Source organism: Candidatus Methylomicrobium oryzae (genome assembly GCF_016745425.1).
In the GTDB taxonomy this organism is placed as follows: Bacteria; Pseudomonadota; Gammaproteobacteria; order Methylococcales; family Methylomonadaceae; genus Methylomicrobium; species Methylomicrobium oryzae.
Window position 1 is genome coordinate 341,865 of sequence record NZ_JAERVK010000001.1, and the last position, 26,503, is coordinate 368,367.

Here is a 26,503-nt window from a genome sequence, read left to right on the forward strand (position 1 = left end):
TATTTGGCAGTTACCTAAGCGAAGGTAGGTTACTGAAAAGTTAAAATAACCACAATCAAAAATTAACGATTGTTATTTTCTTTTAAATTTCAGACAGAGTACATTATGATTATCAATGCCTTCTTCCAGATACTATAGCCTTTGGATGCGCCGGAATGAAAACAGCCGGGCGGATGATCGACGGCATATACCCATGTGCCATGGGTGCAGTTGTGCGGTCGTTAGCCTATCGCCTTGCTACGTCTGCTTTTTTCGATAGTTTATGTTAGGACGAAGAATATACCGGTTGCGTCCGATTTGCTGGTCTGCCTGAACCTGTGCAGGCACTTAGGTCGCATAAAATTGCCGTGGTTCCGGCCCAGTGCCGGTGAAGGCAAGGCTACGGTTCGACCATGATCAGCAATGTCCTGCAATTATAAAGTTGTGCTGCAATATTCAGCCGAGGTGATTCAATGGATTGTAAGTTAAGTCTTGTAACGCATTACAAAAAATATTTCTGCATGGTCAAGGCCTTGAGCCCTGAAATGAAGAAAATCGCTTTTAACATACGCTATCGCGTTTATTTTGAAGAGCAAAATATGATCGCAACCGATGGGCTAAGCAAGGAACGGTTAGAAACCGATTTATGGGATGCTTGGTCGATTCATACCCTGCTTTATCATAAGCCGAGCGGTCAACCCATCGGGAATGTCAGATTGGTTCCGCTAGATGCCAGCCCTACGAAAACGCTGCCCATTGAAGAAAGTTATCCGAACCCGTTCGATTTTAGCCAGGCGCCGGTCCAAGACATCAGAAGCGGAAAGACGGGCGAAGTCTCCAGAATGCTGATTCTTTCATCATTCCGGCGCCGGAAAAGCGATAAGAACTACGATCTCGGAAGCGGGGAATCTTCTTCCGAGGATCAGAGTGATAAACGATTTCCGATCAATTACCTGCCGGTTTGCCTGATATTTGCAACGGCGATTTTAATGTTGGAAGAAAAACTCGATTATGGGGTCGGCTTGATGGAGCCGCGCCTCGCAAGGCTGCTGATGCGGTTCGGTGTCGGTTTAAACCGGATCGGGGAGACGACGGATTATTTCGGCCCGCGTGCCCCGTATCTGATTTTCCCAGAACTTATCTACAAAAATCTAAGTCCCGATTATCAGGCGCTTTACGATGCGATACAATCTGAACTGATCAACTAGTTATCGCCCGAACGCTCCCTCTATTTCCTATCCCCTTTATGGAAAGAAAAACACAACGCTTTCTGAGCTTGGTCTGGAAAGCCATTCTGTCCGTTAGCTTCGTTACCTTCCTCTCTTCCGGGGCTGTCGTGCTGTTCGGGCAGTTCACTCTGAATAAAAATTACGAGCAGGAAAGGGCGCGTTTGCATCATGCCTATTCCCAGGCATTTCGGGCCATTCTGGAGCAGGTCAAGAACGACCGGATCGATATCGGCTGGCTGATCCCGGGACTTTTGGATTCTACGATGTCGCCGGATAAGGTGTTGAAGGCCATCAAGCAGACGATCGATCGGAATTGGCCTCAAATCGAACTGGAATCGCAGATCACTTCGGTTTTTCTGTTCACTAAGGACGCCAAAATGCTCGGCAACTGGGGGGGGAGTTATCAAAAGCAGTTCGACGAGTGGGTCAATCTGGCGGCTAAAAACGAAACCGCATACGATTATATTTTGTGCAAGGATCACTGCATTCATTTTCGCACGACCCCGTTTTTGCATGACGGCGATTTTCTCGGCATTTTCATTTTCGGCGTCGATTTAGCCGATACGGTATTGAAATTGAAGAATGTGGTCGGCCTGGATGCCGGTATTCTAACCGAGCATTCACCAGGCGAGCGGCTCGGCATTCTACGACTGGAGCCTTGGTCGATGAATGTCATTGCGATGACAGAGGTTAAAAAAAACTCGGCATTGCTGATGGAAATCAGCAAGCGCTATCCCGAGGAATTGCCGCAAGGATCGGCCGTTTTCGAAATCGGCGGAAAAACCTACGATCTGATTTCTCTGCCGTTTGAAACCAGCCATAAAACCCGATTGTTGATCATCGAGGATATCAGCGATTCGCTGGACAGCGTCAAAAAGGCGACTGCCCTGTATGCGTTGAGCGGGCTGTCGAGCCTGTTATTATCCGGCGGTGTCTTGCTGTTTTTGTTGATCGGACCGACACGCCGCCTCAAAAGCCTAGTCAAGGTGTTCCCTTTGATCGCGAGAAAACAGTACCACGATGTCGGGCAACAAATCCTGCCACCCAAACATGCTTTCCTGAAGGACGAAATCGATGTACTGGAAAGCGCGGCGCACGAGCTCATCGGTACATTGCAGGCACTTGATGATCAGGTCAATCAGCGCACTCAGGAATTGTTCAATCAGGCGAAGGAGCTTTTGATCGAGAAAAATTTTATCGACAACATGCTCAACACTGCGCAGGTGATTATTCTAACTATCGATAATAATGGCATCATTCGTACGGTCAATAAATTTACCGAGCAATTAACCGGCTATACGACAACCGATCTGGTCGGCAAACAATTTTCCAAACTGTTTTTTACCGCTGAGACTTCCGATTTGATGCACGCGCTGACCGGCGTTTTCGAACGGACGCAAAGCAGAAATTTGCAGTTCGAGTGCCCGATTTTTGCAGCGGACGGTTCCGAACTCTATCTTTCGTGGTATTTGTCGCCGCTGTTCATCGAAGAACTGAATGCGGAATCCGCGCATGAAACCCTGGTGGTCGGCCTCGATCTGACCGAGCGCAAAAAGTCGGAGAACCGCCTGACCTGGCTGGCCGAACACGATCCTTTGACCGGTCTTTACAACCGCCGCAAGTTCGAAAAAGAGCTCGAACACGCAATTAATCTGGCGATTCGCCAAAATCATACGTCCGCGATCGTGTTCTTCGATATCGATCAATTCAAATACATCAACGACAGCAGCGGTCATCAGGTCGGCGATGAACTCTTGATCAAGGTGGCCGAGAAACTGCTCCACATTACGCGCAAATCGGATATCGTCGCGCGCTTCGGCGGCGACGAATTCATCATTCTGGCGATCAACATCGATCAACAACAGGCCGAGGAACTGGCGCAGAAATTGTGCAGCGAAATGGCGATGGTCGTGATCGATGTCGGCAGCGAGCAGCATCGCGTTTCGGTCAGCGCAGGCCTCTTGATGTTTCCGGAAGGGGACCGCAGCGCGCATGACCTGCTCGCCTCGGTGGATATTGCGATGTATCGGGCGAAGGAGGAAAGCCGAGGCAGTTGGCGGCTGGCCAATCATGCCGATATCAACCGGAACGAGATCAAGAGCCGGGTCACCTGGAAGGCCAAAATCGAAAAAGCGCTCGAAGAAAACCGCTTCGTACTCTATTACCAGCCGATCATGCGCATTGCCGACCGCACGATTACGCACTACGAGTGTCTGCTCAGAATGGTCGGGGAAGGGGGAGAGGTCGTGCGCCCTGCCCAGTTTATCACGGTTGCCGAACAAACCGGGCTGATTTATCAAATCGACCAGCGCGTGATCGAGTTGGCGTTCGGCAAACAGGCCGAGTTATTGGAACAAGGCCGCGATATCAAGCTTTCAATTAATCTGTCCGCTGAGATGCTGTCCAATCCAGCCGCCTTTTCGGTAATCAGCCGATATTTACAGCGTTATCGCTTGGATGCCAAGCACTTTATCTTTGAAGTTACCGAAACGCAGGCGGTAACGAGGCTGCAGGCGGCCCATGATTTGATTTTGCAAATCGAGGGGATCGGCGGCAGTTTTGCGTTGGACGATTTCGGCGTCGGCTTCTCGTCGATGAGCTATTTGAAACAGTTACCGGTCAATTATTTGAAGATCGACGGCTCATTCATCAAGAATATTTTGTACAGTCGTGAAGATCAATTATTCGTGAAAGCGATCAACAGCGTGGGTCAAGGTATGGGCATAAAGACGATTGCTGAGTTTGTTGAGAATCAGGATATTCTGAATATGTTGGCGGGCATGGGCATCGATTACGCGCAAGGATACGGCATCGGAAAAGCGATGCCGTATCCGGAGTTTCATACGGAAAACGCACAGGTCTCCGGTTAACATGTAAGGTTTCTAAAACCAGCACAGGTCATAAAGCCTAAGCGCTCGACGCTCGGCGATCAAAAGTTATACGAAAGCATGAAAGCGAACATATCCCAGCGCTGAGCCTCTTGCTGTGGATTTTCCAAGTGTGGCAGCCAGCCGGTACCGTTGATGTGATGATATTCGGCGCTCGCCAGCAAGGAAGGTAGAATTTCATAACGCAGGCCGAACGTCCAGTCGCGAGCGTAGCGGGAAAAGGAGGGACCCAACCGAGCGGGATACCGATAGCCGTATTGATCGTCAAGATCCCATATCAATTCATCATAGCGGACGAGCCCTTCCAGCTTGTCGGTGAAACGGTACGTGCCTTGGATATAATAACTCTGGCCGGTAAAGCCGATGTCCGAACTGTGGAAATAATCCAGACGGGTTCGTCGCAATGCATATTCTGCGGTCAAAGACCATTTTTCGGCGTTGTACTGTGCCGACAAGATCAATGGGCTGAAATGAAAAGAGCCTTCATTCGATAGACTCCGTGAAGAATGGAAGTCGCTGAGGAATTCTGCATAAGTCACTGCCAGGCGGACTCCCTTGTCAGGCGCTTCGTAACTCAGCCGAGCGACCCATGAGGTGTTGCCTTCCAAAGTGCCAGCTTCCCCTCTCAAAATCGTATTCATGAATTCAGGGTCGTCGGTGCGGGGGGTTATCAGTCCGAAGTTGAATGAAAAATCTCCGAATTCGGTGCGGTGCTCGCCATATAGATAGCCTCCATCGGCGGATAGGGCCAGATTTCTGTTGCGATCGAAATAAATCGATTGCGGTAAGAAAATGCTCGGACGGGTCGCCGCGACATCGCGGGTTTCATTGTAAAAACCGAGCGGCGTCGGTACTCGGCCAGCGCGTATCGCCAGCAATGAAGATTCGGTGGACAGAAGATTGTAATTGGCCAGACCGTAGTCGATACGAAAACCGTCTTCATCCGTTTGCCCCGCGTCCCGCCAGACCACTTGCAGCGCTAATTGCAAATCGGGCAATGCGCTCCACGAACCGTTAACTCCCAGTTCGCGAAAATCGGTCGAAAGCGAGCCTTCGGAATGGCCGAAAAAATTGTTGTCGCTCGTATTAATAAAGCCCTGCGACAGAAAGCCGTGCACCTGGACCGAATCGGGCAACCATTTGTTGATGTTCAAGTTTTGCGCGGAGGTGGTTGCACTGAATGCTAACGCGGCGATGCAGGAGCACGTGAAGAATAAGTCATGCTTGAAGTGTATTGGCGAATGGTGCATAAAGGCTTATCTTCCTATTGAATTTCCAATATTTGGACGGCTGAGGTCAAATCCTTACCGCTTAAGTAGCCTACTGCCCCAGGCGTTTCCATGACTTGTTTCAACATCTCCTCTTTCGTTTCGACTACTAACGGGGCTTGTCCCGTGCCGCTGAAAACCAGCCTGTTCCAGCCCCGGCGTATCTGATGGGGAAATACGCGCAATTTCTGTTTGCAAAAGGTTTTATGTAGCGGATCTTCGTCCTGCAGTACGTAAACCGTAATCGGAGAGCCATCGTTCCAGTGCCTCAAACGCATATTAAATATAGCATTCAAACCGGTCTGACTGATTTGCCGTTGAGGATTGGCCGAGTTGATAATGATATAAACGCTGTCAGGATTGACTTTATTCGGAATGGATTCCGGATATCCCCTCTCTAGCCAAAGGCACAACAAAATAGCAAGGGCAACCCGACTTCTTGTAATTTTCGATAGGGGAACCTGCCTTTTCAATTCGATTTCCTTAATGCCTTACAAGAATAAAATGCTACAAGTCTAGTAGAAATACGGAGGATTTTTCAATTTAAAAGCGGGGGCGAGGAAAAAATTCCAATTGGGTGAGAAAGTCTAACCGGAAGGGTAGGTATATTATAGTCTTTCTTTTGGCGTCAATATACCAATTAATTCGCCGTGAGGAGCATGACTCTATTGCTGCGCCGATTGGACAGTCGCAGATCAGGTTCAGCAGAAGCTGACTTCATAGCGGGCGAAGTGCATGTTCGATTCGATAAATTTCTCTATCCGGAGCGAAGCATCGATAATTCCCCGACCGATCGCCAACACTGCGGTATTTTCGTGGCGGCTGGTCGGAGGCAAAAAAAGCTCGGCGTGCGCGCTGTTCGGGCGAATGATAATGAAACCATGAGTTTTTCCTAATTCGACCGAATAAACGTCTCCGACGATTTTCTCCAGCAAAAGATTTTTAAACTTGATGTTGTCGTCTGGGCGGATATGACGTATCAAGGCGAAACAGGGAGGCTTCCCTTCCTGAACAAGAATCGCCGGTTCGTCCTGTGAACACTTGAGATTACAGGTTTTGGTGACCCAAAACGCGCTGTCTTTAGTAGGGAACAGCGTCGATTGACTTGCCGAGACATTTTTGACATCAGAGAGAATCTTCGACGACAGCGATGCCAGATTACTTCTGAATTCCATGGGTACCAGCTCCAGATGGGTTGCGGTCTGATGGCTTTCGTGAATGCCGCTGAGTTTCATGACTCGGTAACGGCTGATCAGGAGGTTTAAAAATTTCTCGGCTTGGGCACTTCCGACGATCAAGCCGCAGGTTTTGGAATGCAGCGGGTCGATCGAGCGGCGGATTTCATGATAAGCGGTCAAGCGCTGCAGAAGGCCGGGGTAAGCCTCGAATGTTGCCGCCTTATCCGGATGGTTTTCAAGAAAATCCGTCAATTCATCGGTATGCAGCGACACTACCCGTTGAACGGGATTTTCCGGATCCTCGCATTCGGGAGGAAGCTGTGCGTCGGGCCGCCAATGGCAGAGGGCAAAATCCGATGAGTCGGGCCCCAGCCGAACGTATTCGGCTAATTTCGCGGTAGCGTCAAAAATGGCTGTTATCGCCGTACCGTTGTACCGGTAAGGATGGCACGAATGAAAGAGCAGCGTATGCTTTACGAGCGCGTCGATGGTTGGATAATGGGGCATTCCCGGAATTCGATCATCGAATTTCAGCATCAGCCATTGATTTGTTTCCGCCAGCAGATACAGATCCGCGAATTTTTTCCAGATCGTCAAATCATGAGCTACATAAAACAAAGTACTGCGTTTATTCAGCAAGGACAAGATTTGCATCGCTCTATACGCGCAAACCGCTTGTTGGGAGCCGGGTAGGGTGGTTTCATGTGCCAATTGCGCATATACGAAGCTCAATTTTTTCGGCAATTTGATCGCGGCGGCCACCCACTTCCGGGTTTTATCCGGCGAGTCGGCCGACTTCCGGGCATTGTGCTCCAATAATTGGGATAACAGCAAAACGGTTTCGGTCAACTTGTCCAGCGTCAAAAACAAGGCGCTTTTTTCGATAGAGGATGTCGCCAATTCATTCAATACTCCGTTGAGCAAATTGATTTTCTCGGCGGGAACAAGCCGATCGAGGGAAAGCAGCCAGCTGCTGATGGAGGCCGTGGTGGTTTCAAATGGCAATGGGTTGGGTTTCTGCATAAGGTGATCTGCAATGGCGAGTGACTCGGTGTAAAACTCGGTAGCGGTACTGCCGATTAACGGAACGAAATTGAGGTAATGGATGAGGAAATCATAGCACAGCACTGAATTTGCAATCGGTAAACGCTATCAAAAATATATTTTTTATGACTGTCCGCCGGACGGGAGCGGGATATTTATTCTGCCAGCAGACTTGCAATGATTCTGCTTCTGAGCTGGACGGGGTATTTATCCCGTCCGGCCAAAAGAGCACGTAGCCTCAGTGTAGTATGAGCGGAATCAAGGATAAACGCTCCTCATCTCGAAACATCCATTCATGCCATGACCGGGGCGGGGGCGTTTTTACATGGGCGCGCGTAGGGGGTAAGAGCAACAACGCATTGAAAGTAAATGGATTTTATTTGAAGTGTCAAAAATTTGAGTTAGCGCCCATGCTTCTCCTTAGCGCAGCGGATAATCGGCATCACCCGGCGGCCAGATTCATCGTGGGAATGGAGAGCCATCCAAACATTTGGAACGGTTGCAAGCCACGTCCCAGTCAAGGGGATTTCGTCTGACAGTTGCTTCTGGCTAGGCCTATCGCCTTAGCGGCTCAAACCAGGACCCGTTTGGGCTAACTCGGGCAGATTCCGAAACTTCTCCAGTAAGGCCATATTAGTTTCGAAGGATTTTTTGGCATCGTTGACGTTGCCTTTCGGAGTGCTGTATTCGAGCAACATGTTGTCGTCCGTAGAGGACCAGATCCCCGATTCGGCGCCGAAACTTGCAAGAAAACGGTCGATGCCTTCGGAATCGAGCACAAGATTTTCCGCCAATGTCTCGACCGGTTTGACGAACACCGTGCGGGCTTCGGAAAAGCTTTCGCTTCGCTTTAATAGCCCAATAGCTTGGGGATGGGGATTTTTGTGTTCGACGGCGTTGGTGGCGACCAGAATGCCCTGTCCGCCTATGACATACAATGAGATATATCGGAACTCGGTACGCAGAGTCGCGATGATGCTGAGGATGTCGATGGCGGATAAATGGTGGAGCTGCACCCATTGCTGCAAGACGCCGCCGGGCGCGAGATGCGTCCGAACCAAACGGTAAAATTCTTCGTTATACAGGGAGGCGGCGCCGGCGAACCAGATGGAAGTGATTTCGATGCTGATGACATCGTAGCGATTTCGGGAAAGCAACAAAAGGTTTCGGCCATCGGTAATGTGCGTCCGCACTTCCGAAGACGAGGATACGTTTTTATTGACCTTGGCAAAGTGTTTGTTCGCTAAATGAACTACGTCTTCGCTCAACTCGGCAATTTCGACGCGCTTGAATCCCGCTTCGTGGAAGAGGCGGCTGGTCACTCCCGTACCATAGCCGATGACGAGCGCGCGTTCTCTCCGTTCTTGGTGCAGGAGAGGAGCCATTGCAAAACCGATCTGCGCTCTCATCTCGCCTTGCATCGCGTCGTTCCCTTGAAATTTTCCGTTGGTGAGCAGCGTTTTGACAGTATTGTCGGCCGATCCCGAGGAGACTACCGTGGTCAATCCTCCATCGATGCTTTCGGCATGATCGATGGCGTCGCCCCATTGTTGGGGGGAAAAATACACATTCGCGCCCGAGCTTAACAGATTGTAATCCAGGCGTGTCATAGCCGACAGCGCGGTCATGAGTGCGGCGGCGCCGATATAGGCAAGTCCTTGCTTCAATACATGCCGGCCGGACAAGAGGAGCACCGCAAGACTTAGCAGTACGGCCGCGGCAGCGATGGCATGGCCGGCTTTCAAGCCGCCCAGTTTTGGCAATAGGACGAAACCGAACAGCAATACGCCGACGATATTGCCCAGCGTATTGAGTGCGGCGCTCGTTCCCAGCCTCAGCGCCGGCTTGTCTTTCGCGGCCGCCGTAGAGATGTCCATGCTCACCACATAGGCGGCGCCGATGAAAAGTGTTGGAGGTATCATGATCAGGGCGCAGATCATGCCTCGAATGGCCTCGCGCGCACCGAAAGAACGGGCCGCCGGGTAAAGAGCAAAGCTGGCAAAGTACTCCGGGATGCAATTCCATACGAAGGCCGATAGAGATACGGATAGCGCAAGCCCAAGCAACATGGCCACCAGCAGCAGAGCGTGATCGATCTGCTGCCTCAGCATGAAACGGCGGATACCTTCGCCACCGAGGGATAACCCCAGAAGAAAAGTCGCAAGCATCAGTCCGAAGGCATACACGCTGTTGCCAGTGACGATAGACAACATATGCACGTAAACAACCTCCAGACCCAGGGACAATATGCCGCCGATACCCAAGGCCAACATGGCGGCTAAGCCGGAGTAGCGGGGTAAATCCAGGGAAACGGCGCTGATTTTTGAATTAGGGTTTTCTTGCGGAGCATCGTCGAGCCGTATCGGCAACTGCTTGCCGAGTTTCAAGGCGGTCAACGCCACCCCAAGATTGAGCATGGCGGCGATCAGTGTCGTACTGCGGGCTCCAAGCGCAGGAATGATAAGGTAGGCCGTCAGAAGGGCGCCTAACGAGGCTCCCGCGGTGTTGGCAAAATACAGCCAGGCGACTTTGGGGCCCATGCGCTCGCCGGCCGTTCCCAGAACTTGAGCCAACAATGGCAAGGTAAGGCCCATCAAGACCGTGGGAACCAGCAATACCGCCGCGCCCAGCATGACACGCAACGCCAGAAGCGCGGCACTGTCGGGCGTATGCCCCCAGGCGAGAGCAATGTAGGATTGCTGTATGCCGGCAAAGAGCATCGGCGTCAGCACGCAATAGACGGCGATCAGCAATTCCGCGGCGGCATAGGCTAAAACCGGGCGTTCCAGGCGAACGGAAAGTCTGCCTCCGATCAGCGAACCGATGGCCATGCCGCCGAGAAAGGTGGCCAGAACGGTAAAGGTTGCCGTCGCCGTGCTGCCGAAAACCAGCGCCAGCTGCTTGGCGAACAGCACTTGATAAACCAGAGCGGCAAAGCCGGAGATAAAGAACAGGACGCCTATCCTCCGGTCGAGCGGGGCAAGGGCAAAATTGTCGGACGCGGCAGGGCACAGGTCCGGTACGGCTACGATCGTTTCAAATCGGGCCAGACCGACTCCCTGGCGCCAAACGACCAGGGCGGTGGCGCCGACCATGACCCAGCATATCCACGGATGCGCGACGATGTCGTGAATCGCAAAACGAAGCAATCCTATCCAGGACAGCCAGGCCGCAAAGCCTAACACGACGATCCAGCCTCGTTGGGAGCGGCGCCAGGGAACTGAAGTGCTACAGAGCGCCATGCAGGCGAGTACAAAGGGTACGGCTACGATGAGATCGACCACATAATGTTCGCCGTTGTAAATGGTGGCAACGGCTGTCAGGAAGGTGAGGACGATCAGAATGATCCTCGAGCGCCAACGGCTGCCGCTGCGCCAACACAGGATCGTGGCCGCAAGCATCCAGCCGAAATGCATAGAAGGCATGCCGTTGCGAGGATACAGGCCAACCCGCGTCGGTTCGAGGGACAAATTCTGCGGATTGCTCAATCTGGCCGCGAAATGATCCGAGCCGAAAAGATATCTAGGCCCGGTAACCGGAAAGAAATTGTAAGCGATCATGGCGCACAACGTCAGCACCACCCACATCAGGAGCGCCGAGGCGACATGAGGCGGACGGCCGCGTAAGTGCAGGATGGCCACCGAGAGAAAGCTCAATGGCGTCATTCCGTAGGCCATGTCCAATATTTTGGCCAAGCCGGGCACGCTATGGACGGATCCGATGAGCCATGGACTCCCATGCAGTCCGGCGGCGACGTCCCAGTGCAGGGCATACATGTCAAGGGTATAGGGGTGCAGGGTGGCATTCAGGCTCAAAGCCGAATGCGGCACCATCATGAACAGGAGAGACAGTACGAGCAACCAGCGTAGGCGAAGTTCGAAGACGGGATCGGTAAACGCTTCGAGTTTTCGAAAGGCGCGGGCCGATAGAAAAAAGGTGGCGGGGATCGACATCGCCACGACCAGCAGCATGGGAGCGGGAAATTTGGACGCGTCCATCCAGGCGATGGGCAATGAAGGCGATAACAGGGACCAAAGCGCGGCAGACAGCAACGGCCAAAGGATCAGCGTCAACCATTGCTCGCGCGGCGGCGGGCGCGACCCCCAGAACAGCACGACCAGGGGCAGGGCATAGCCGTGAAAAGCCAGGAACAAGTCTTTCCCCGACATTTTAAACAAGGAGGACGCGAGTTCCTGGGCGGGCCACGAGTTCATGCCGAGCGCGGCACTGGCCAGCAACAGCAAGAAACTGATGGTGAAAATGGCTGCCGCCTGCCTGGAGTCATGGAGGATTTTATCGTTCATGTCTGTCGGTTCGAGTTGACTCATCAAAAGAAAAGGGCCTCAAGCGAGGCCCCTTTGCTGTCGAATCCCTTTGAAGCTTATTGGCAACTGGAAGGACGGTATTTGGCGTCGATGGTGCCGCTGCAAACCCAGCTTACCTGGCCGGTCGTTGAATTGTATGTGCCTTGTAAGGTAATCGTCTTACCGTCAATGGCTGCTTCTGCCGCGGTGGCTGTGGCGGTGATTGTGTCGGTGCCGTCAAAGGCGACGCTGGCGACATAGGTGGAGGACTGGGTGGAGACCACGGCTCCGGACATCGTGCCGTTGACATTGGCGTACTCGGCCACGGAGTCTTTTCCCGAAGAAGCGGCCATAATCAGTTCGGAAACCTTGGCGCGCACGGTATAGTCTTTGTAAGCCGGCAGCGCAACGGCCGCCAAAATTCCGATGATCGCGACCACGATCATTAATTCGATCAAAGTAAAACCTTGTTGCACATTTTTAGGTAAGTGTCTCATGTTTTTATTCCTCTAGGTTTGGGGTGGGTTCAAAGACAATTGGTACAAGCAGTTTGTGTGCCAGGCTTGTTTAAATTGCGTTTTTTATCTGTCCATAAACCTTAAGGATATACAAGTAGTTGAATTAATTTTTGTTTTTTATTAATGAGAAGGCGTGTCGGTTGCGTTTTCGGCTGACGGAAATAAATAAAACTCAATCATAAAAGAAGAGCTGTTGACTCGGAGCGTCTGGAACTGACAAAAATTGTCAGTTGGGGGATATATAAAGTTGGGGAATATGTAAATCTGAGTGAGACGGGGTTACAAACCCATAGGCGCTAACCTAAAATATAAGTCATTGAAAATAAATGAAATAACCTTAAAAATTTACTTTAATTTGCTGCGTAAAAACCATAACATATCGAAAATTAATGATCTTATTGGGATTAGCCGGGTAGCCGGGTAGCCGGGTAGGTCGGGCAACAGCTCCACCGTTGCCCGACTTTTATAATACCCGCAGTGTTTGGCCTGAAAAAAACACCCGCGCTGTTTACCGGTCCGGGTGGTTTTTTATTCGGCCTCGATCATGCCGGTCGAGCACGCTTTTTGTGTCTGATTTCAACGCTCAATCGCACCGTGAACGATGAATCATCGCCATCACCGCGCATGATGCCTAACCCAACGTCGGGCAACGGTGGAGCTGTTGCCCGACCTACTCCAACTGTAGGGTGGATTCGCCGTTAGGCAATCCGTCGGCCTGGAAGCCTGTTGGCGTTTTGCTATTGCAAAAACGCCCTACAGGACTACAGCTCTTCTCGCCGGACATAACTTGGGGTTCCGTCCGCAGGATTTTTATCTGCCTGCAAGGTATCGACATTGTAAAAACGCTGGGGACGGGGTGGCAAATTCCGTTCCGCTCAGGTAGATAGGGCTTCCTCGTACAACATCTGTAACGGCCATGTGACATCCAGCGAAGGGATGCGGATCATTTCATCCGCGTTTTCATAACCGTGTAATAGCCGTTCGTTATTGTCCTTGCGGTTAAAACAGTCAACCGACATTTTCTGGCTGTCGATCAGCCAGTAAGTTTGTAGACTTTCGAGTTGGCGGTAGACGCTGAATTTCTGGCCGCGATCGAAGGCTTCGGTGGAAGGGGAGAGCACTTCGGCAATGAACACGGGGTGTTGTTTGAAAAGGGGGGAGGCCGGTCCTTGGTGTTGCAGGTGACGAGCACGTCCGGATAGAAAAACGCCCGGGCTTTTTCGACATTGACTTTTATGTCCGAGATATAGGCGCGGCAGGGAGTGCCTTTCAGCGACTGTTTAAGTAAACCCCTAAATTCATGGTGATCGTGACATGCGCATCAGTTGCGCCGGCCATCGTCCAGACTTCGCCGTTCAAATACTCGTGTTTGCAATTAGCCGAAGCTTCGCCTTGAAAATAATCTTTGGTACTGATCGGCAATTTTTCTGCAAGGGATGTCATGGCACTTTTCCCGAATGATAGGCAGGCCAGGTTATTGCGGCTGTTCGATGATCTCGATTGCATTGCCGTCCCGGTCGCGGCAGAACAGCGCTCTGCGCCCCGATTTGCTGAGCGAATAGGAAACCTGATTTTTTCCCAGCGATTCGAGCACCGGATCCAGCGAGGCGACCGTTAGCGCGACATGGCGGTCGCGGCCGCCGTGTTCGGGACGGCCGGTGGTCGGGTCCGGATTGTCGAGTTCGAGCAGGTGTATCTGCTGGGATGAAGAGGCGCCGACTTGCAGCCAGGCGCCCGGAAACGGCAACGGCGGCCGTTCGATCTGCTTGAGCCCCAGTACGTCCTTGTAGAACGGTAAAGACTTTTCGGTATCCGAAACGATCAGGCTGGCATGATGCAAGGTCAAGAATTGGATTGACATATTAAGATAAAGGGAAGCAAAGGCGATGCCGGAATTATACTTTTCCGACGCGGATTTTAAAACCGAACTATTTTTGTGACGGCAGGTGAGCTGTGTGGTTCCAGGGTTTGCGAGAACTTGAGGATGCCGGCTGCTGCAAACCGGTGAGGACGGGATTGCAAATCCCGTTCCGCTATGGGTCCCCCTCTTTGAAAAAGACGACTGCATGGATGCAGGAGGTAGAGTAACGCAGGAAGCAGTTACCGACGACTGCATGGGCAGAGATTTGCTCCTCGGCAATATAGCTCCTGGATTGCCTACCTCCTGCATCCATGCAGTCGTGCAATCTCTGCATTCACGCCATCCCTGGCGTTCATGCAGGAGGTACGAGCCCACGGAAGGGCGAGGTAGATCGCGTCGGGAACAAGCGATCGAGGGCAATGCAGGAGCTATATTGCCGAGGGGTTAGGGGAGATTTTTTAAACTTAAATCTCCTGAGCCTTCTTTTTCAAAAGGGGAGGTGAACGCTTACCCGAAATCAAACGACAGACTGCTCTACAAACCCCGGCTGATATCCCGCTTGATGTCCACGATATTTTCAAGGCCGACCGAAACCCTGACCAGACCGTCCCTGATGCCGGCCGCCGCACGGGCTTCCGGCGTCAGGCGGCCGTGCGTCGTGGTCGCGGGATGCGTGATCGTGGTTTTCACGTCGCCGAGATTGGCGGTGATCGAGATCATTTCGGTCGCATCGATCAATTTCCACGCATGGTCCTTGCCGCCGGCCAGTTCGAAGCTGACGATTGCGCCGAAATGGCTTTGCTGGGCTTTGGCAAGTTCATGCTGCGGATGCGAAGGCAAACCCGGGTGGTGGACCTTGGCGACGCCGGGCTGTTGTTCCAGCCATTGGGCGAGCGCCAGCGCGTTGTCGCAGTGGGCTTTCATCCTGACCGCGAGCGATTCGAGGCCGGACAGGAAGGTCCAGGCGTTGAACGGGCTCATCGTGGCGCCGCCGGTCCGCAGGTACGGATAAATCTGTTTTTCGATGATCTCGTTGTTTGCAACGACCGCGCCGCCGACGCAGCGGCCGTGGCCGTCGAGGTATTTGGTCGCCGAATGCACGACGATGTCCGCGCCGAGGGTCAGCGGTTTTTGCAGGGCCGGGGTGCAAAAACAGTTGTCGACGACCAGCAGGCAACCGTGCCGGTGCGCGATGCCGGCCAATTCGGCAATATCGGCGATTTCGGTCAAGGGATTCGATGGCGTTTCGAGGAACAGGAAGCGCGTGTTCGACCGGATCGCGGCTTCCCAGGCGGCGGGGTCGGCCAAGTCAACGAAATCGGTTTCGACGCCGAATTTGCCGAAATAGTTCTGGAATAACAGCACGGTATTGCCGAATACGCCGCGCGAACAGACCACATGATCGCCGGCTTTCAGAATCCCCATCCCGACCGCCATGATCGCGGCCATGCCCGATGCAAATGCGAGACAGCGTTCGCCTTTTTCCATCAAGGCCAGCCGTTCCTGGAACGCGGTGACGGTCGGATTCGTGAAGCGCGAATACACGTTGCCGGGCTGTTGGCCGGTAAAGCGCAACGAGGCTTCCTCCGCGCTGTTGAAAACGTAACTGGAGGTCGGAAAAATCGGGATGCTGTGCTCGCCTTCAGGCGTACGGCGGTGGCCGGCGCGGACGGCTTGCGTTTCGAGAGAGTAATCGGTCCAGTCGATGTCTTTCATTGTTTGTCGGGAGGGTAGGCTGGACTGGCGAACACAGCCCAATATTTATGCAAACGGTTGGGTTGCGAAAAGCAGCAACCCAACCTACAGGTTATCAGCAATTCTGCATTTCGATGATGAAGTTCTGGGCATTGCGCTGGCCTTGCGCATGATCGTTGCGCAGGCCTTCGATATGTTCGAGATAGGCGTCGTCGATATCGCCGGTGACGTACTTCTTGCTGAAGCAGGAAGTATCGAAATGCTCGATGGCCGGATTGCCTTTGCGCACCGCATCGATCAAGTCTTGCAGATCCTGGTAGATGATCCGGTCCGCGCCGATGGCCTTGCCGACTTCTTCTTCGGACAGATTATGCGCGATCAGTTCGTGCGCGGCGGGCATGTCGATCCCGTAAACGTTCGGGTAGCGGACCGGCGGCGCGGCGGAGGCGAAATAAACTTTTTTGGCGCCGGCATCGCGCGCCATCTGGATGATCTGCTCGGAAGTCGTGCCGCGCACGACCGAATCGTCAACCAGCAGCACGTTTTTGCCTTCGAATTCGAGGCCGATCGCATTCAATTTCTGCCGGACCGATTTCTCGCGCATTTTCTGGCCGGGCATGATGAAAGTACGGCCGATATAGCGGTTCTTGATGAAGCCTTCGCGGAATTTGACCCCAAGCCGGTTGGCCATTTCGAGTGCCGCGGTGCGGCTGGTGTCCGGGATCGGAATCACCACATCGATGTCGTGATCGGGCCATTCGCGCAAGATTTTTTGCGCGAGTTTTTCGCCCATCCGGAGGCGGGCCTTGTAAACCGAAATGTCGTCGATGATCGAGTCGGGGCGCGCGAAATAGACATATTCGAAAATGCACGGGCAATGGTCGACCGTATCCGCGCATTGCCGTGTATGCAGTTCGCCGGATTGTTCGATGAAGACGGCCTCGCCGGGCTCGATGTCGCGGATCAGATTAAAACCGAGCACATCGAGCGCGACGCTTTCGGAGGCGATCATGAATTCGGAGCCTTTGTCGGTCTTGCGCTCGCCGTACACGACCGGGCGGATGCCGTGCGGGTCGCGAAAGCCCAGGATGCCGAAGCCGGTGATCATCACCACGACCGCATACGCCCCGCGGCAGCGGCGATGTACCCCGCGCACCGCTTCGAACACGTCGTCGACGGTCAGGCTGAGTTTGCCGAGATTCTGCAGTTCGTGCGCGAACACGTTCAGCAGCACTTCGGAGTCGGAATCGGTATTGATATGGCGCTGATCTTCGACGAACAGCGCTTTTTTCAATTCATCGGTGTTGGTGAGATTGCCGTTGTGCGCGAGCGTCAGGCCGAACGGCGAGTTCACATAAAAAGGCTGGGCCTCGGCCGAGCTGGTGCAGCCGGCCGTCGGATAACGGACATGCGCGATACCCATGGTGCCTTTCAGTTTCAGCATGTGCGCGTTGGTGAATACGTCCCGGGCCAGGCCGTTCTCCTTACGCAAATGCAGGCGCCCGTTCTCGCAGGTTACGATACCGGCGGCATCCTGTCCCCGATGCTGCAGCACCGTGAGGGCGTCGAACAACTCCTGGTTGACGTTTTGATGGGAAACAATTCCAGCAATACCACACATATCGATAAGTCCAAGCCTTAAAAAAATCAAGAATAACGAAGAAAGTCCGAGAATCCGGACGGAAAACGGGTCTTTAGCCACACGACCGCATTCTGGAAATGCGGCAGCAGCATCGACTCATGCCACCAGTTCTCCCTGGGCAGCGGCGTGAGCCCGGCAAAAATCACGATCAGGTTGATGAACAGCAAGCCGCGAAACAGGGCGACGGGTAGGCCGGCGAAATGGCCGAAAAGCGAAGGATAAGTCCGTTTTTTTTTGAAATTCTGGATAAAAAATATTATTGTGCCCAGCGTCAGCGTGAGCACGAACAGGATCGCGAACGCGGCCGCAATTTCTGCCTTCGGATTCGGGAATTCCGAGCGGATTGCGCGGGTGTAGGCGTCCGCAAAATACCAGCCGATCGCGGCGGCAATCAGCCAGCAGGTCAGCGAACGCGTCTCCAGCGCCGCGCCGCGCAGCAGGCCGATCAACAGAAAGATCGTCAGCACTACCACAATCGCATAATCAATCCACAGCATTTTCACAAAAAACTGGGCCATGAACTGGACCATCGCCATCACTCAGCCAGAATGATCGTCTTGATGTTCTGTTGGTTCAAGCGGTTTCTGATCTCGAGCGCGCGCTGTTTGCTTAGTTCGGGGCCGATCTTCAGACGGTAAATAGGGCCTTTGTCGGTTGATAAGGTTTCCAAGGCGGCCGGAAAACCGAGTTTGCGCAGTTTGTCGCGTTGCGAAAGCGCATTTTCCTTTTTGGTGAAGCTGCCCGCCTGGATATTCCAGCGTTCGAATTTTGCCGCGCTTTTCGGCGCTGCCTTTGCCGGCGTCTCTGCGGGTTCCAGCGGGACAGGTTCAACTGCGGCAGACTCGCTAACGCTTTCGGTTCGGCGGGGAACCGGAGCGGTTTTCGGCGCAGCCGTTTCGACCGGGGAAACGGCCGCAGGTGAAGTGCGGTCTATCGTCGGTTCCGGTGCAGGAGCCGGCGGGACGGCTTCGATGTCTTCATCCGGCGCATTCTCGGCATCGGCGGCGACGTCTACTTCGGCAGGCGGCTCGTAATCGGCAGGTGCATTTTCCTGAAGGCCGGGCTCGATCTTTTCGACGCCTCCCGCAGTAACATTCAGAGTCGCTGCAGAGGGATTATTACCGGAGGGGGAAGCGGCGGGCGAGAGGGCATTGCCGGAGGCGCTCTCTATGCTCGCCGCATCGGTAGGCAGTTTGCTTTCGGGACCATTCGGCGAACCGGCAGGCGGTTCGGGAATCGTCATTTCGCTGACTGCCTGGCCACTGGTGTCGACCGGGTCGTCGAACAGCATCGGGATAAAAATGGCGGCAAGCGCCGTGACGACAGCCGCTCCGATCAATCGTTGTTTCAGTTCTTGATCCATTTCGTCATTCACCTTTATCTAGCGCGGAGAGGCAATCGGATACCAAAAAGAAAGAGCCAAAAACCAGCAGCAGATCGCCTTCTTGCAACTGGGTTTTTGCGGCGGCGAAGGCTTCGTTGAAGGTCTGAAAGCCGAAATGCGCGGCGGAGATTCCGCACTGTTCGAAGATTGAGCGCATTTGCGCCTCATTAGCCGCCCGGGGATTCGTCAAAGGAGCGAAAAACCAGTCGTAAACCAGCGGATTCATCAGTTCGAGCACGCCTTTGATGTCCTTGTCTTTCATCATCGAAAACAGCGCGCGGACACGGTAATGCCGGCAATGTTCCCGCAGGTATTCGACCAAAGTTTTTACGGCTTCCGGATTATGCCCCACGTCCAACAGAAAGGGAATTTTATCATTAATTAACTGAAAACGGCCGGCCAGTTTTACATTTTCGAGGCTTTGCCGGATCGCCGCAATGTCGACCGGTAGAATCGGCGACAATTGACGGACCGCCAGAATCGCTGAGGCCGCGTTCCGGTATTGGTGTTCCCCTTTCAGCGACGGAGGCGGCAGATTTTCCAGCGATTGATCAGCGCAGCGCCAATGCCAGCCGTTCGCGGTTTTCCGGTAGCCGAATTCCTTGCCGATGCGGAAAAGTTTGGCGTTTTTGTTTTGGGCGCATTGCAAGAGCGAGGCGGGCGGCTCTGGGTCGCCGACAATCGCCGGTATGCCGGCACGGAAGATGCCTGCCTTTTCGGCACCGATCGCTTCGCGGGTCTGGCCGAGCCAGTCGACATGATCGATCCCGATACTGCTGATCAGCGCCACATCCGGATCGATGATATTGACGGCGTCGAGGCGGCCTCCCATGCCGACTTCCAGGATCTGGATATCGACGCGGCGACGGGAAAAAATGTCGAGCGCAGCGAGTGTACTGAATTCGAAATAACTCAAGGAGGTGTCGTCGCGGACCGCTTCGATCCGGGCGAATGCCTCGCAGATCAACTCATCGGCGGCCGGGAGGCCGTCGATTTTGATGCGTTCGTTGTAGCGTAGAATATGCGGCGAGGTATAGGCGCCGACCCGGTAGCCCTGCGCCCGGTAAATCGTTTCGAGATAAGCAACGCAGGAGCCTTTGCCGTTAGTGCCGGCGACGGTGATCGTAACCGGTTTCCGGTAATCCGGATCGAGCGCGGCGAAAACGCGCGCGGCGCGTTCCAGGCCCATGTCGATTGCTAAAGGATGCAGGCTTTCCTGCCAGGTCAGCCAGTCCTTTAGCGTATTGAAACGCGGCATCAACGGTGGGATCGCAATCGGCTATTGGTCTTCTACGACTTGGCTTTCGCCGGGCACTTCGTCGACGGTTTCCGGCTCCGGATTCTGAAGATATTCCAGGCGCGCCAGCGCTTCGGTTTTTACAGGGGACAAAATGCTCAGAACGCTCGCGATTTTGTCGCGGATATCGCGGCGGTCGATGATCATGTCGACCGCGCCGTGTTCCTGCAAAAATTCGCTGCGTTGAAAGCCTTCCGGCAGCTTTTCACGCACGGTCTGTTCGATGACGCGGGGGCCGGCGAAGCCGATCAGTGCGTTCGGTTCGGCGGCATTAATGTCGCCCAGCATCGCCAGGCTCGCCGAAACGCCGCCCATGGTCGGATCGGTCATAAACGAAATATACGGAATGCCGGCCTCGGACAGTTTGGTCAGCGCGGCGCTGGTCTTCGCCATCTGGAACAGCGAAAACAAGGATTCCTGCATCCGGGCGCCGCCGCTTGCGGTAAACACGATGAAGGGACAGCCGAGTTCCAGGCTCTTGTTTACGCCGCGCATGAAGCGCTCGCCGACGACCGATCCCATCGAGCCGCCCATGAAGTTGAAATCAAATGCGGCCGCGACGATGTCGGAACCCTTCAGTTTGCCTTTCATTACGACCAGAGCGTCGTTTTCTTTCGTCTGCTTTTGCGCCTGAGCGATACGGTCCTTATATTTCTTGCTGTCCCGGAATTTCAATGGGTCGGTCGGCTTAATGCCTTTGCCGATTTCCTCCCGATTTTCTGCGTCCAGGAAAATGTCCAGCCGAGTCCGCGCCGAAATGCGCATATGATGTTCGCATTTCGGACAAACATGCAGATTTCTTTCCAGCTCCAGCGCATAAAGAATTGCATTGCAGTTGGGACATTTATTCCACAACCCTTCAGGCACGGCTCCTTTTTTATTGGAGTTTTCCGTTCTGATGGTAGACGGAACCAGTTTCTGAAACCAACTCATTGTCATTGTGCCTCGTTGCGCGCTTTAACGCGGTTGTCGTGTAACTACTCACCCCCAGAGTCAAATACTCGAGTAAGCGTGAAGCCCCTCTTTGAAAAAGAGGGGTAGGGGAGATTTTTTTTAATTATCCATGGCCTGGCGCATCGCGCTCAGCATGGCGATGATTGCGCTTTTGGCGCGTTCGGGATCGTCCGGATTCGCTTCGATATGGCTGATCAACGCACTGCCGACCACGACGCCATCGCCGATGCCGGCGACGGTTCTGGCGGTCTCCGCATCTTTCACGCCGAAGCCGATGCCGACCGGTAGGCTGGCGTTCGCGCGGATCTCCTTGAGTTTTTGCTCTACATCGGCGGTGTTCAAATGCCCCGCGCCGGTGACGCCTTTCAGCGATACATAATAAAGGTAACCCGATCCGATCTCACCCATTTTTTTGATCCGTTCCGCGCTGCTGTTCGGCGCCAGCAAAAAGATCGTATCGATGTCGCGCGCCTTCAATTCGGCGGCGCAAGCTTCGCCTTCCTCGGGCGGCAGGTCGACGGTCAGCACGCCGTCGACATCGGCCCGCTGTGCGGCATTGGCAAAGCCCTCATAGCCCATCGCTTCGATCGGGTTCAGATAGCCCATCAGCACCAGCGGCGTTTTGGTATCGGTGCGCCGAAACTCCATCGCGATTTCCAGCGTACGACGCAGGCTCATTTTGTGTGCGAGCGCGCGTTCGCTGGCGCGCTGGATCACCGGGCCGTCGGCCATCGGATCGGAAAACGGCACACCCAGTTCGATTACGTCGGCACCGGCCTTTACCATTGCATGCATCATGGGCACCGTGAAAGCGGGGTTCGGATCGCCCGCGGTAATGAACGGGATCAGCGCCTTGCGGCCGTTTTGGGACAGTTCTTCGAATTTGGCGGCTAATCGGCTCACAGTAAAATTCCCTCGCGTTTGGCCATCGTCTGCATATCTTTGTCGCCGCGGCCGGACAGATTGACAATGATGATCTGGTCTTTGTTCATCGTCGGCGCCAGCTTCATCGTATAGGCCATCGCATGGCTCGATTCGAGCGCCGGAATGATGCCTTCCATGCGAGTCAGCGCGTAGAAGCCTTCGAGTGCTTCGTCGTCGGTGATCGCGACATAGTTCGCGCGGCCGGTGTCTTTTAGCCAGGAATGCTCGGGGCCGACGCCCGGATAGTCGAGTCCTGCCGAGATCGAATGGGTTTCGATGATTTCGCCGTCGTCGTCGGCCATCAGATAGGTGCGGTTGCCGTGCAGTACACCTGGGCGGCCTGCCGACAGCGGCGCGGAATGACGTCCGGTTTCAATCCCGTCGCCGGCCGCTTCGACGCCGTACATTTTGACGCTCTCGTCGTCGATAAACGGATAGAACAGGCCGATCGCGTTCGAGCCGCCGCCGACGCAGGCGACCAGCGCGTCGGGCAGGCGTCCGGTCATTTCCTGGCATTGCTGCTTCGCTTCGCGGCCGAGAATGGCCTGGAAGTCGCGGACCATGGCCGGGTAAGGGTGCGGACCCGCAACCGTGCCGATGATATAAAAGGTGTTATCGACATTGGTCACCCAATCGCGAAGCGCTTCGTTCAGTGCGTCTTTCAGCGTTTTCGAACCGGATTCGACCGCGACGACTTTCGCGCCCAAGAGCTTCATCCGGTAGACGTTCAGCGATTGGCGAGCGACATCGACCGCGCCCATGTAAACGACGCATTCGAGGCCAAGACGGGCCGCCACGGTCGCGGTCGCGACGCCGTGCTGGCCGGCGCCGGTTTCGGCGATGATCCGGGTCTTGCCCATCCGCTTGGCGAGCAGGGCCTGGCCGACGGTGTTGTTGATCTTGTGCGAGCCGGTATGGTTCAGGTCTTCGCGTTTCAGGTAGATCTGCGCGCCGCCGAGTTCGCGGCTCCAGCGTTCGGCATAGTACAGCGGCGACGGCCGGCCGACGTAATGCTGCAGATCGGCATCCAGTTCGGCCAGAAAGTCGGAGTCCTGCAAATAGCGGTGGTAGGCTTCGTTAAGTTCTTGGATCGGCCGAATCAGCGTTTCCGCGACGAACGTTCCGCCGTAGGGGCCGAAATGCCCCCGCGCGTCGGGCATATTGTATTTATTTGTCATAATTTATTGTGTCACCCTTATTAACTTCTGTTAAAAACGCCGCCATTCGGACTGCGTCTTTAACGCCTTTAGCCGCTTCCACCCCGCTGCTGACATCCAGCGCATAAGGTTTAACCGTCCGTACCGCATCACAGGCGTTTTCCGGATTCAAGCCGCCCGCCAAAATGATCGGCAAGCCGCATTGTTCAGGAATCATGTTCCAGTCGAAAAGGCTGCCGGTGCCGCCTTTCGCATCCGGATGCCACGCGTCGAGCAAGAGTCCCGCCGCATCGTGATATTGCCGCGCCAGCTCTGCGATATCGGTGCCGGGCTTGACCCTGACCGCCTTGATATAAGGTTTGCGGTAAAGCCTGCAGTCCTCGGGCGCCTCATCGCCGTGAAACTGCAGGCAATCGATCGGCACGTGCTGCAGAATTTCCCGTATCCGCGCCTCTTTCTCATCGACGAACAACGCGACGGTCGTCGTGAACGCGGGCAGGGCGTCGGTTATTCGAAGCGCCCGATCAATGTCGACGTTGCGCGGGCTCGGCGGATAAAACACCAGGCCGACCGCATCGGCGCCGAGCAACGCGGCCTGTCTCGCGTCCTCGGCACGCGTAAAACCGCAAATTTTAACGCGAGTTCGCATAAAGTGATATGGGAATTTAAGAAAAAAACCAAGCCCTATAGAATACCATAAAAGGCGGCCGTGCTTGATTCCGAAAATTCGCCGGTTCTGGATCGGGGGATTTTTTAAATTCAAACCGAAACATGGCCGATTTTCGCTACATTTGCAGAGGCCAGGCTTTCAGATAAAGTTGCGCCATTTGAATAAGTCCGTGCTTCATTTACAATGGACGGTTTGTTGTCTCGGCTGAACAGAGTGCGGCCGGAGGCTTGCCAGGCTTCGAAAATCTGGCCGGTTTATGATGGACAATGTGCAAAATATGCTTTGATCGGTGCGTTAAAAAACGATGCCGGCAATGACGGTTGGATGAGATAGATGAAAAAATTAAGATGCGCGGTAATCGGCACAGGCTACCTTGGCAAGTTTCACGCGGAAAAATACGCTTCGCTGCCGGACTGCGAGCTGGCCGCGGTGGTCGATATCGACGAGGCGGCCGCCCATAACATTGCGGAGAAACACGGCGCGAAGGCGGTGACCGACTACCGGGAGCTCTTGGGTCAGATCGATGCGGTCAGCGTAGTCGTGCCGACCACGCTGCATCATCGGGTGGCGAAGGATTTTCTATCCGCCGGCGCGCACGTGCTGGTCGAAAAACCGATTACCGTCACGCTGGAGGAGGCCGACGAGCTAATCGCGATTGCGGATCAAGAAAGCCGGATCTTGCAGGTCGGCCATCTGGAGCGTTTCAATCCGGCCGTGCTCGGGCTCGACAAGGAAGAAAAGCCGCTGTTCATTGAGTCGCACCGGCTGGCGCCGTTCAATCCACGCGCGAACGACGTCAGCGTGGTACTCGATTTGATGATTCACGACATCGATATCATTCTGGCTTTGGTCGATTCGGAAGTCGAGCGGATCGATGCAAGCGGCACGGCAGTGCTGACACAGGGCACCGATATTGCGAACGCGCGTCTGTTGTTCAAAAACGGCTGCGTCGCGAATGTGACCGCCAGTCGGATCAGTATGAAGCTGGAACGCAAAATGCGCCTGTTCCGGCCGTCTTCGTACGTGTCGGTCGACTTCCAGAACCGCGTCTTGACCAAGCACCGCACCGGCGACAAGGAAATGTTTCCCGGCATTCCCGAGATCGTGACCGAAGAGTCGGTATTTGCGACCAGCGACGCGCTGCTGGAAGAAATCCGGCATTTTATCGCCTGCATACAAACCGGCGAAAAGCCGCTGGTGCCGGGCGAGGCGGGCAGAAGAGCGCTGGCGACTGCAATCAGGATTACCGAACTCCTGAATTAAGATTATATGTAGGGTGGATAAGCGAAGCGCATCCACCGTGGTGGCAGCGTTGGTGGATGCGCTTCGCTTATCCACCCTACCTTCAACCTCATCGTTCCCACGCAGCGAGGGAATGATAATTTTTTCTATAAACTCAAGGTTTGAAAAAAATGATCCCAATGGTAAACCTGAAGGCCCAATACGCCGAAATCAAGGACGAGGTCGAGCAAGGGCTCGCCGAGACGATCGCGAACTGTTCGTTCATTCTCGGTCCGAACGTACACGCATTCGAACAGGAATGCGCCGATTATCTGGGCGTCAAGCATGCGATCGGCGTCGCTTCCGGCACCGACGCGCTGCATCTGGCGCTGATCGCGGAAGGCATCGGCCCCGGCGATGAGGTGATCACGACCGCGTTCACGTTTATCGCAACCGCCGAGGCGATCCGCTATGTCGGCGCGAAGCCGGTGTTCGTCGATATCGATCCGAAGACCTTCAATATTTCCCCGGAGGCGATCGAGCAGGCGATCACGCCGAACACCAAAGCGGTGATGCCGGTGCATCTGTTCGGCCAGCCGGCGGACATGGCACGGATCACCGCAATCTGCGCGCAGCACAATCTGAAACTGATCGAAGACTGCTGCCAGTCGTTCGGCGCCTCGATCGGCGGCAGGCAGACCGGCGCGATCGGCGACGCGGGCGGTTATAGCTTCTTTCCGAGCAAGAACCTCGGCGCCTACGGCGACGGCGGCCTGGTCGTGACCAATTCGGACGCGGCCGCCGAAACGATCAAAATGCTGCGCAACCACGGTTCGAAGGTGCGCTATTACCACGACATCATCGGCTACAACAGCCGTCTCGACGAGATGCAGGCGGTGATTCTGCGCGCGAAACTGAAACGGATCGACCGCTACAACGGCGCGCGCCGCCGCGCCGCGCACCGGTATTCGGAACTGATGGCCGACCTGCCTTTGACCACGCCTTTCGAAGACGGCATCGGCGAGCATGTGTACCATCAGTACACCTTATTGTGCGACCGCCGCGACGAAGTGATGAAGGCGCTGCAGGAAAACCGGATCGCCTCGGCGATTTATTATCCGGTGCCGCTGCACCGACAGAACGTGTTCAAAGACGAATGCGCCGGCGTCAGCCTGCCGAATACTGAACGGGTCGCGGCGACTTGCCTGTCCTTGCCGATCTGCTCGGAGCTGGATGATCAGACGATCGAGAAGATCGCCGGCGTGATTCGCGGCGTGTTGAAAGGCTGAT

At 54.4% G+C, this 26,503-nt stretch carries 21 protein-coding genes; 4 read left to right on the forward strand and 17 right to left on the reverse strand.

What is annotated here, in order from left to right; all coding sequences use genetic code 11:
• The first annotated feature begins 452 nt into the window (after positions 1 to 452).
• A complete protein-coding gene (locus JJL52_RS01650) occupies positions 453 to 1,187 on the forward strand; it encodes a PEP-CTERM/exosortase system-associated acyltransferase (protein WP_202050637.1) in 735 nt (244 codons plus the stop codon).
• Positions 1,188 to 1,225: 38 nt separating this feature from the next.
• Positions 1,226 to 4,078, forward strand: coding sequence for an EAL domain-containing protein (locus JJL52_RS01655; protein WP_202050638.1), 2,853 nt, complete (start codon positions 1,226 to 1,228; stop codon positions 4,076 to 4,078).
• A gap of 59 nt (positions 4,079 to 4,137) precedes the next feature.
• Here JJL52_RS01655 and JJL52_RS01660 read toward each other — a convergent pair whose 3' ends face one another.
• From JJL52_RS01660 to JJL52_RS01740, 17 genes are all read right to left on the reverse strand, one after another.
• A complete protein-coding gene (locus JJL52_RS01660) occupies positions 4,138 to 5,346 on the reverse strand; it encodes a porin (protein ID WP_202050639.1) in 1,209 nt (402 codons plus the stop codon).
• Positions 5,347 to 5,360: 14 nt separating this feature from the next.
• A complete protein-coding gene (locus JJL52_RS01665) occupies positions 5,361 to 5,837 on the reverse strand; it encodes a type 2 periplasmic-binding domain-containing protein (protein ID WP_236993971.1) in 477 nt (158 codons plus the stop codon).
• Positions 5,838 to 6,065: 228 nt separating this feature from the next.
• Positions 6,066 to 7,565 (reverse strand): cyclic-di-GMP receptor FimW-related protein, encoded by a 1,500-nt coding sequence (locus tag JJL52_RS01670; protein ID WP_202050640.1) that lies wholly within the window; start codon positions 7,563 to 7,565, stop codon positions 6,066 to 6,068.
• Positions 7,566 to 8,149: 584 nt separating this feature from the next.
• Positions 8,150 to 11,890, reverse strand: a complete 3,741-nt coding sequence (locus JJL52_RS01675; RefSeq protein ID WP_202050641.1) for a fused MFS/spermidine synthase — start codon at positions 11,888 to 11,890, stop codon at positions 8,150 to 8,152.
• Between the two features lie 77 nt (positions 11,891 to 11,967).
• Positions 11,968 to 12,387: a pilin gene (locus tag JJL52_RS01680; protein WP_202050642.1), complete on the reverse strand. Its 420-nt coding sequence runs from the start codon at positions 12,385 to 12,387 to the stop codon at positions 11,968 to 11,970.
• Positions 12,388 to 13,283: 896 nt separating this feature from the next.
• Positions 13,284 to 13,667, reverse strand: coding sequence for a Uma2 family endonuclease (locus JJL52_RS01685; protein WP_336885027.1), 384 nt, complete (start codon positions 13,665 to 13,667; stop codon positions 13,284 to 13,286).
• Between the two features lie 10 nt (positions 13,668 to 13,677).
• On the reverse strand, positions 13,678 to 13,851 hold the full coding sequence (locus JJL52_RS01690; RefSeq protein ID WP_202050644.1) for a PDDEXK family nuclease: 174 nt from the start codon (positions 13,849 to 13,851) through the stop codon (positions 13,678 to 13,680).
• A 31-nt stretch (positions 13,852 to 13,882) separates the two neighbouring features.
• Positions 13,883 to 14,269 (reverse strand): VOC family protein, encoded by a 387-nt coding sequence (locus JJL52_RS01695; protein ID WP_202050645.1) that lies wholly within the window; start codon positions 14,267 to 14,269, stop codon positions 13,883 to 13,885.
• Between the two features lie 534 nt (positions 14,270 to 14,803).
• Positions 14,804 to 15,985, reverse strand: a complete 1,182-nt coding sequence (locus tag JJL52_RS01700; RefSeq protein ID WP_202050646.1) for an O-succinylhomoserine sulfhydrylase — start codon at positions 15,983 to 15,985, stop codon at positions 14,804 to 14,806.
• A 94-nt stretch (positions 15,986 to 16,079) separates the two neighbouring features.
• The gene (gene purF / locus JJL52_RS01705) at positions 16,080 to 17,585 is read right to left on the reverse strand and encodes an amidophosphoribosyltransferase (protein WP_202050647.1); all 1,506 of its coding nucleotides are present in this window, start codon (positions 17,583 to 17,585) and stop codon (positions 16,080 to 16,082) included.
• Between the two features lie 26 nt (positions 17,586 to 17,611).
• Complete coding sequence (locus tag JJL52_RS01710) at positions 17,612 to 18,142, reverse strand: CvpA family protein (RefSeq protein ID WP_202050648.1); 531 nt, start codon at positions 18,140 to 18,142, stop codon at positions 17,612 to 17,614.
• Positions 18,142 to 18,969: an SPOR domain-containing protein gene (locus tag JJL52_RS01715; protein WP_202050649.1), complete on the reverse strand. Its 828-nt coding sequence runs from the start codon at positions 18,967 to 18,969 to the stop codon at positions 18,142 to 18,144. The genes JJL52_RS01710 and JJL52_RS01715 overlap by 1 nt, the downstream gene beginning before the upstream one ends.
• 4 nt (positions 18,970 to 18,973) lie before the next feature.
• Complete coding sequence (gene folC, locus JJL52_RS01720; protein WP_202050650.1) at positions 18,974 to 20,248, reverse strand: bifunctional tetrahydrofolate synthase/dihydrofolate synthase; 1,275 nt, start codon at positions 20,246 to 20,248, stop codon at positions 18,974 to 18,976.
• A 21-nt stretch (positions 20,249 to 20,269) separates the two neighbouring features.
• Positions 20,270 to 21,226 (reverse strand): acetyl-CoA carboxylase, carboxyltransferase subunit beta, encoded by a 957-nt coding sequence (accD, locus tag JJL52_RS01725; RefSeq protein WP_236993972.1) that lies wholly within the window; start codon positions 21,224 to 21,226, stop codon positions 20,270 to 20,272.
• A 114-nt stretch (positions 21,227 to 21,340) separates the two neighbouring features.
• A complete protein-coding gene (trpA, locus tag JJL52_RS01730; RefSeq protein ID WP_202050652.1) occupies positions 21,341 to 22,144 on the reverse strand; it encodes a tryptophan synthase subunit alpha in 804 nt (267 codons plus the stop codon).
• A complete protein-coding gene (gene trpB / locus JJL52_RS01735) occupies positions 22,141 to 23,343 on the reverse strand; it encodes a tryptophan synthase subunit beta (protein ID WP_202050653.1) in 1,203 nt (400 codons plus the stop codon). Before trpB ends, trpA begins: the two co-directional genes overlap by 4 nt.
• The gene (locus JJL52_RS01740; protein WP_202050654.1) at positions 23,333 to 23,971 is read right to left on the reverse strand and encodes a phosphoribosylanthranilate isomerase; all 639 of its coding nucleotides are present in this window, start codon (positions 23,969 to 23,971) and stop codon (positions 23,333 to 23,335) included. Before JJL52_RS01740 ends, trpB begins: the two co-directional genes overlap by 11 nt.
• Before the next feature lie 354 nt (positions 23,972 to 24,325).
• Here JJL52_RS01740 and JJL52_RS01745 point away from each other — a divergent pair, with 354 nt between their 5' ends.
• Both JJL52_RS01745 and JJL52_RS01750 read left to right on the forward strand, forming a co-directional pair.
• The gene (locus JJL52_RS01745) at positions 24,326 to 25,255 is read left to right on the forward strand and encodes a Gfo/Idh/MocA family protein (protein ID WP_202050655.1); all 930 of its coding nucleotides are present in this window, start codon (positions 24,326 to 24,328) and stop codon (positions 25,253 to 25,255) included.
• Between the two features lie 149 nt (positions 25,256 to 25,404).
• Positions 25,405 to 26,502, forward strand: a complete 1,098-nt coding sequence (locus tag JJL52_RS01750; protein ID WP_202050656.1) for a DegT/DnrJ/EryC1/StrS family aminotransferase — start codon at positions 25,405 to 25,407, stop codon at positions 26,500 to 26,502.
• The last annotated feature ends 1 nt before the right edge of the window (position 26,503 follow it).

Excerpts from the sequence above, each read along its gene's own strand:
- JJL52_RS01710 (WP_202050648.1), bottom strand. The coding sequence starts at position 18,142 with ATGGCGATGGTCCAGTTCATGGCCCAGTTTTTTGTGAAAATGCTGTGG.
- JJL52_RS01695 (WP_202050645.1), bottom strand. The coding sequence starts at position 14,269 with ATGTCAATCCAATTCTTGACCTTGCATCATGCCAGCCTGATCGTTTCG.
- JJL52_RS01650 (WP_202050637.1), top strand. The coding sequence starts at position 453 with ATGGATTGTAAGTTAAGTCTTGTAACGCATTACAAAAAATATTTCTGC.
- JJL52_RS01680 (WP_202050642.1), bottom strand. The coding sequence starts at position 12,387 with ATGAGACACTTACCTAAAAATGTGCAACAAGGTTTTACTTTGATCGAA.
- JJL52_RS01655 (WP_202050638.1), top strand. The coding sequence starts at position 1,226 with ATGGAAAGAAAAACACAACGCTTTCTGAGCTTGGTCTGGAAAGCCATT.
- JJL52_RS01700 (WP_202050646.1), bottom strand. The coding sequence starts at position 15,985 with ATGAAAGACATCGACTGGACCGATTACTCTCTCGAAACGCAAGCCGTC.
- JJL52_RS01690 (WP_202050644.1), bottom strand. The coding sequence starts at position 13,851 with ATGACATCCCTTGCAGAAAAATTGCCGATCAGTACCAAAGATTATTTT.
- folC (WP_202050650.1), bottom strand. The coding sequence starts at position 20,248 with ATGCCGCGTTTCAATACGCTAAAGGACTGGCTGACCTGGCAGGAAAGC.
- purF (WP_202050647.1), bottom strand. The coding sequence starts at position 17,585 with ATGTGTGGTATTGCTGGAATTGTTTCCCATCAAAACGTCAACCAGGAG.
- JJL52_RS01750 (WP_202050656.1), top strand. The coding sequence starts at position 25,405 with ATGATCCCAATGGTAAACCTGAAGGCCCAATACGCCGAAATCAAGGAC.
- trpB (WP_202050653.1), bottom strand. The coding sequence starts at position 23,343 with ATGACAAATAAATACAATATGCCCGACGCGCGGGGGCATTTCGGCCCC.
- JJL52_RS01745 (WP_202050655.1), top strand. The coding sequence starts at position 24,326 with ATGAAAAAATTAAGATGCGCGGTAATCGGCACAGGCTACCTTGGCAAG.
- JJL52_RS01670 (WP_202050640.1), bottom strand. The coding sequence starts at position 7,565 with ATGCAGAAACCCAACCCATTGCCATTTGAAACCACCACGGCCTCCATC.
- JJL52_RS01660 (WP_202050639.1), bottom strand. The coding sequence starts at position 5,346 with ATGCACCATTCGCCAATACACTTCAAGCATGACTTATTCTTCACGTGC.
- JJL52_RS01740 (WP_202050654.1), bottom strand. The coding sequence starts at position 23,971 with ATGCGAACTCGCGTTAAAATTTGCGGTTTTACGCGTGCCGAGGACGCG.
- accD (WP_236993972.1), bottom strand. The coding sequence starts at position 21,226 with ATGACAATGAGTTGGTTTCAGAAACTGGTTCCGTCTACCATCAGAACG.
- JJL52_RS01675 (WP_202050641.1), bottom strand. The coding sequence starts at position 11,890 with ATGAACGATAAAATCCTCCATGACTCCAGGCAGGCGGCAGCCATTTTC.
- JJL52_RS01715 (WP_202050649.1), bottom strand. The coding sequence starts at position 18,969 with ATGGATCAAGAACTGAAACAACGATTGATCGGAGCGGCTGTCGTCACG.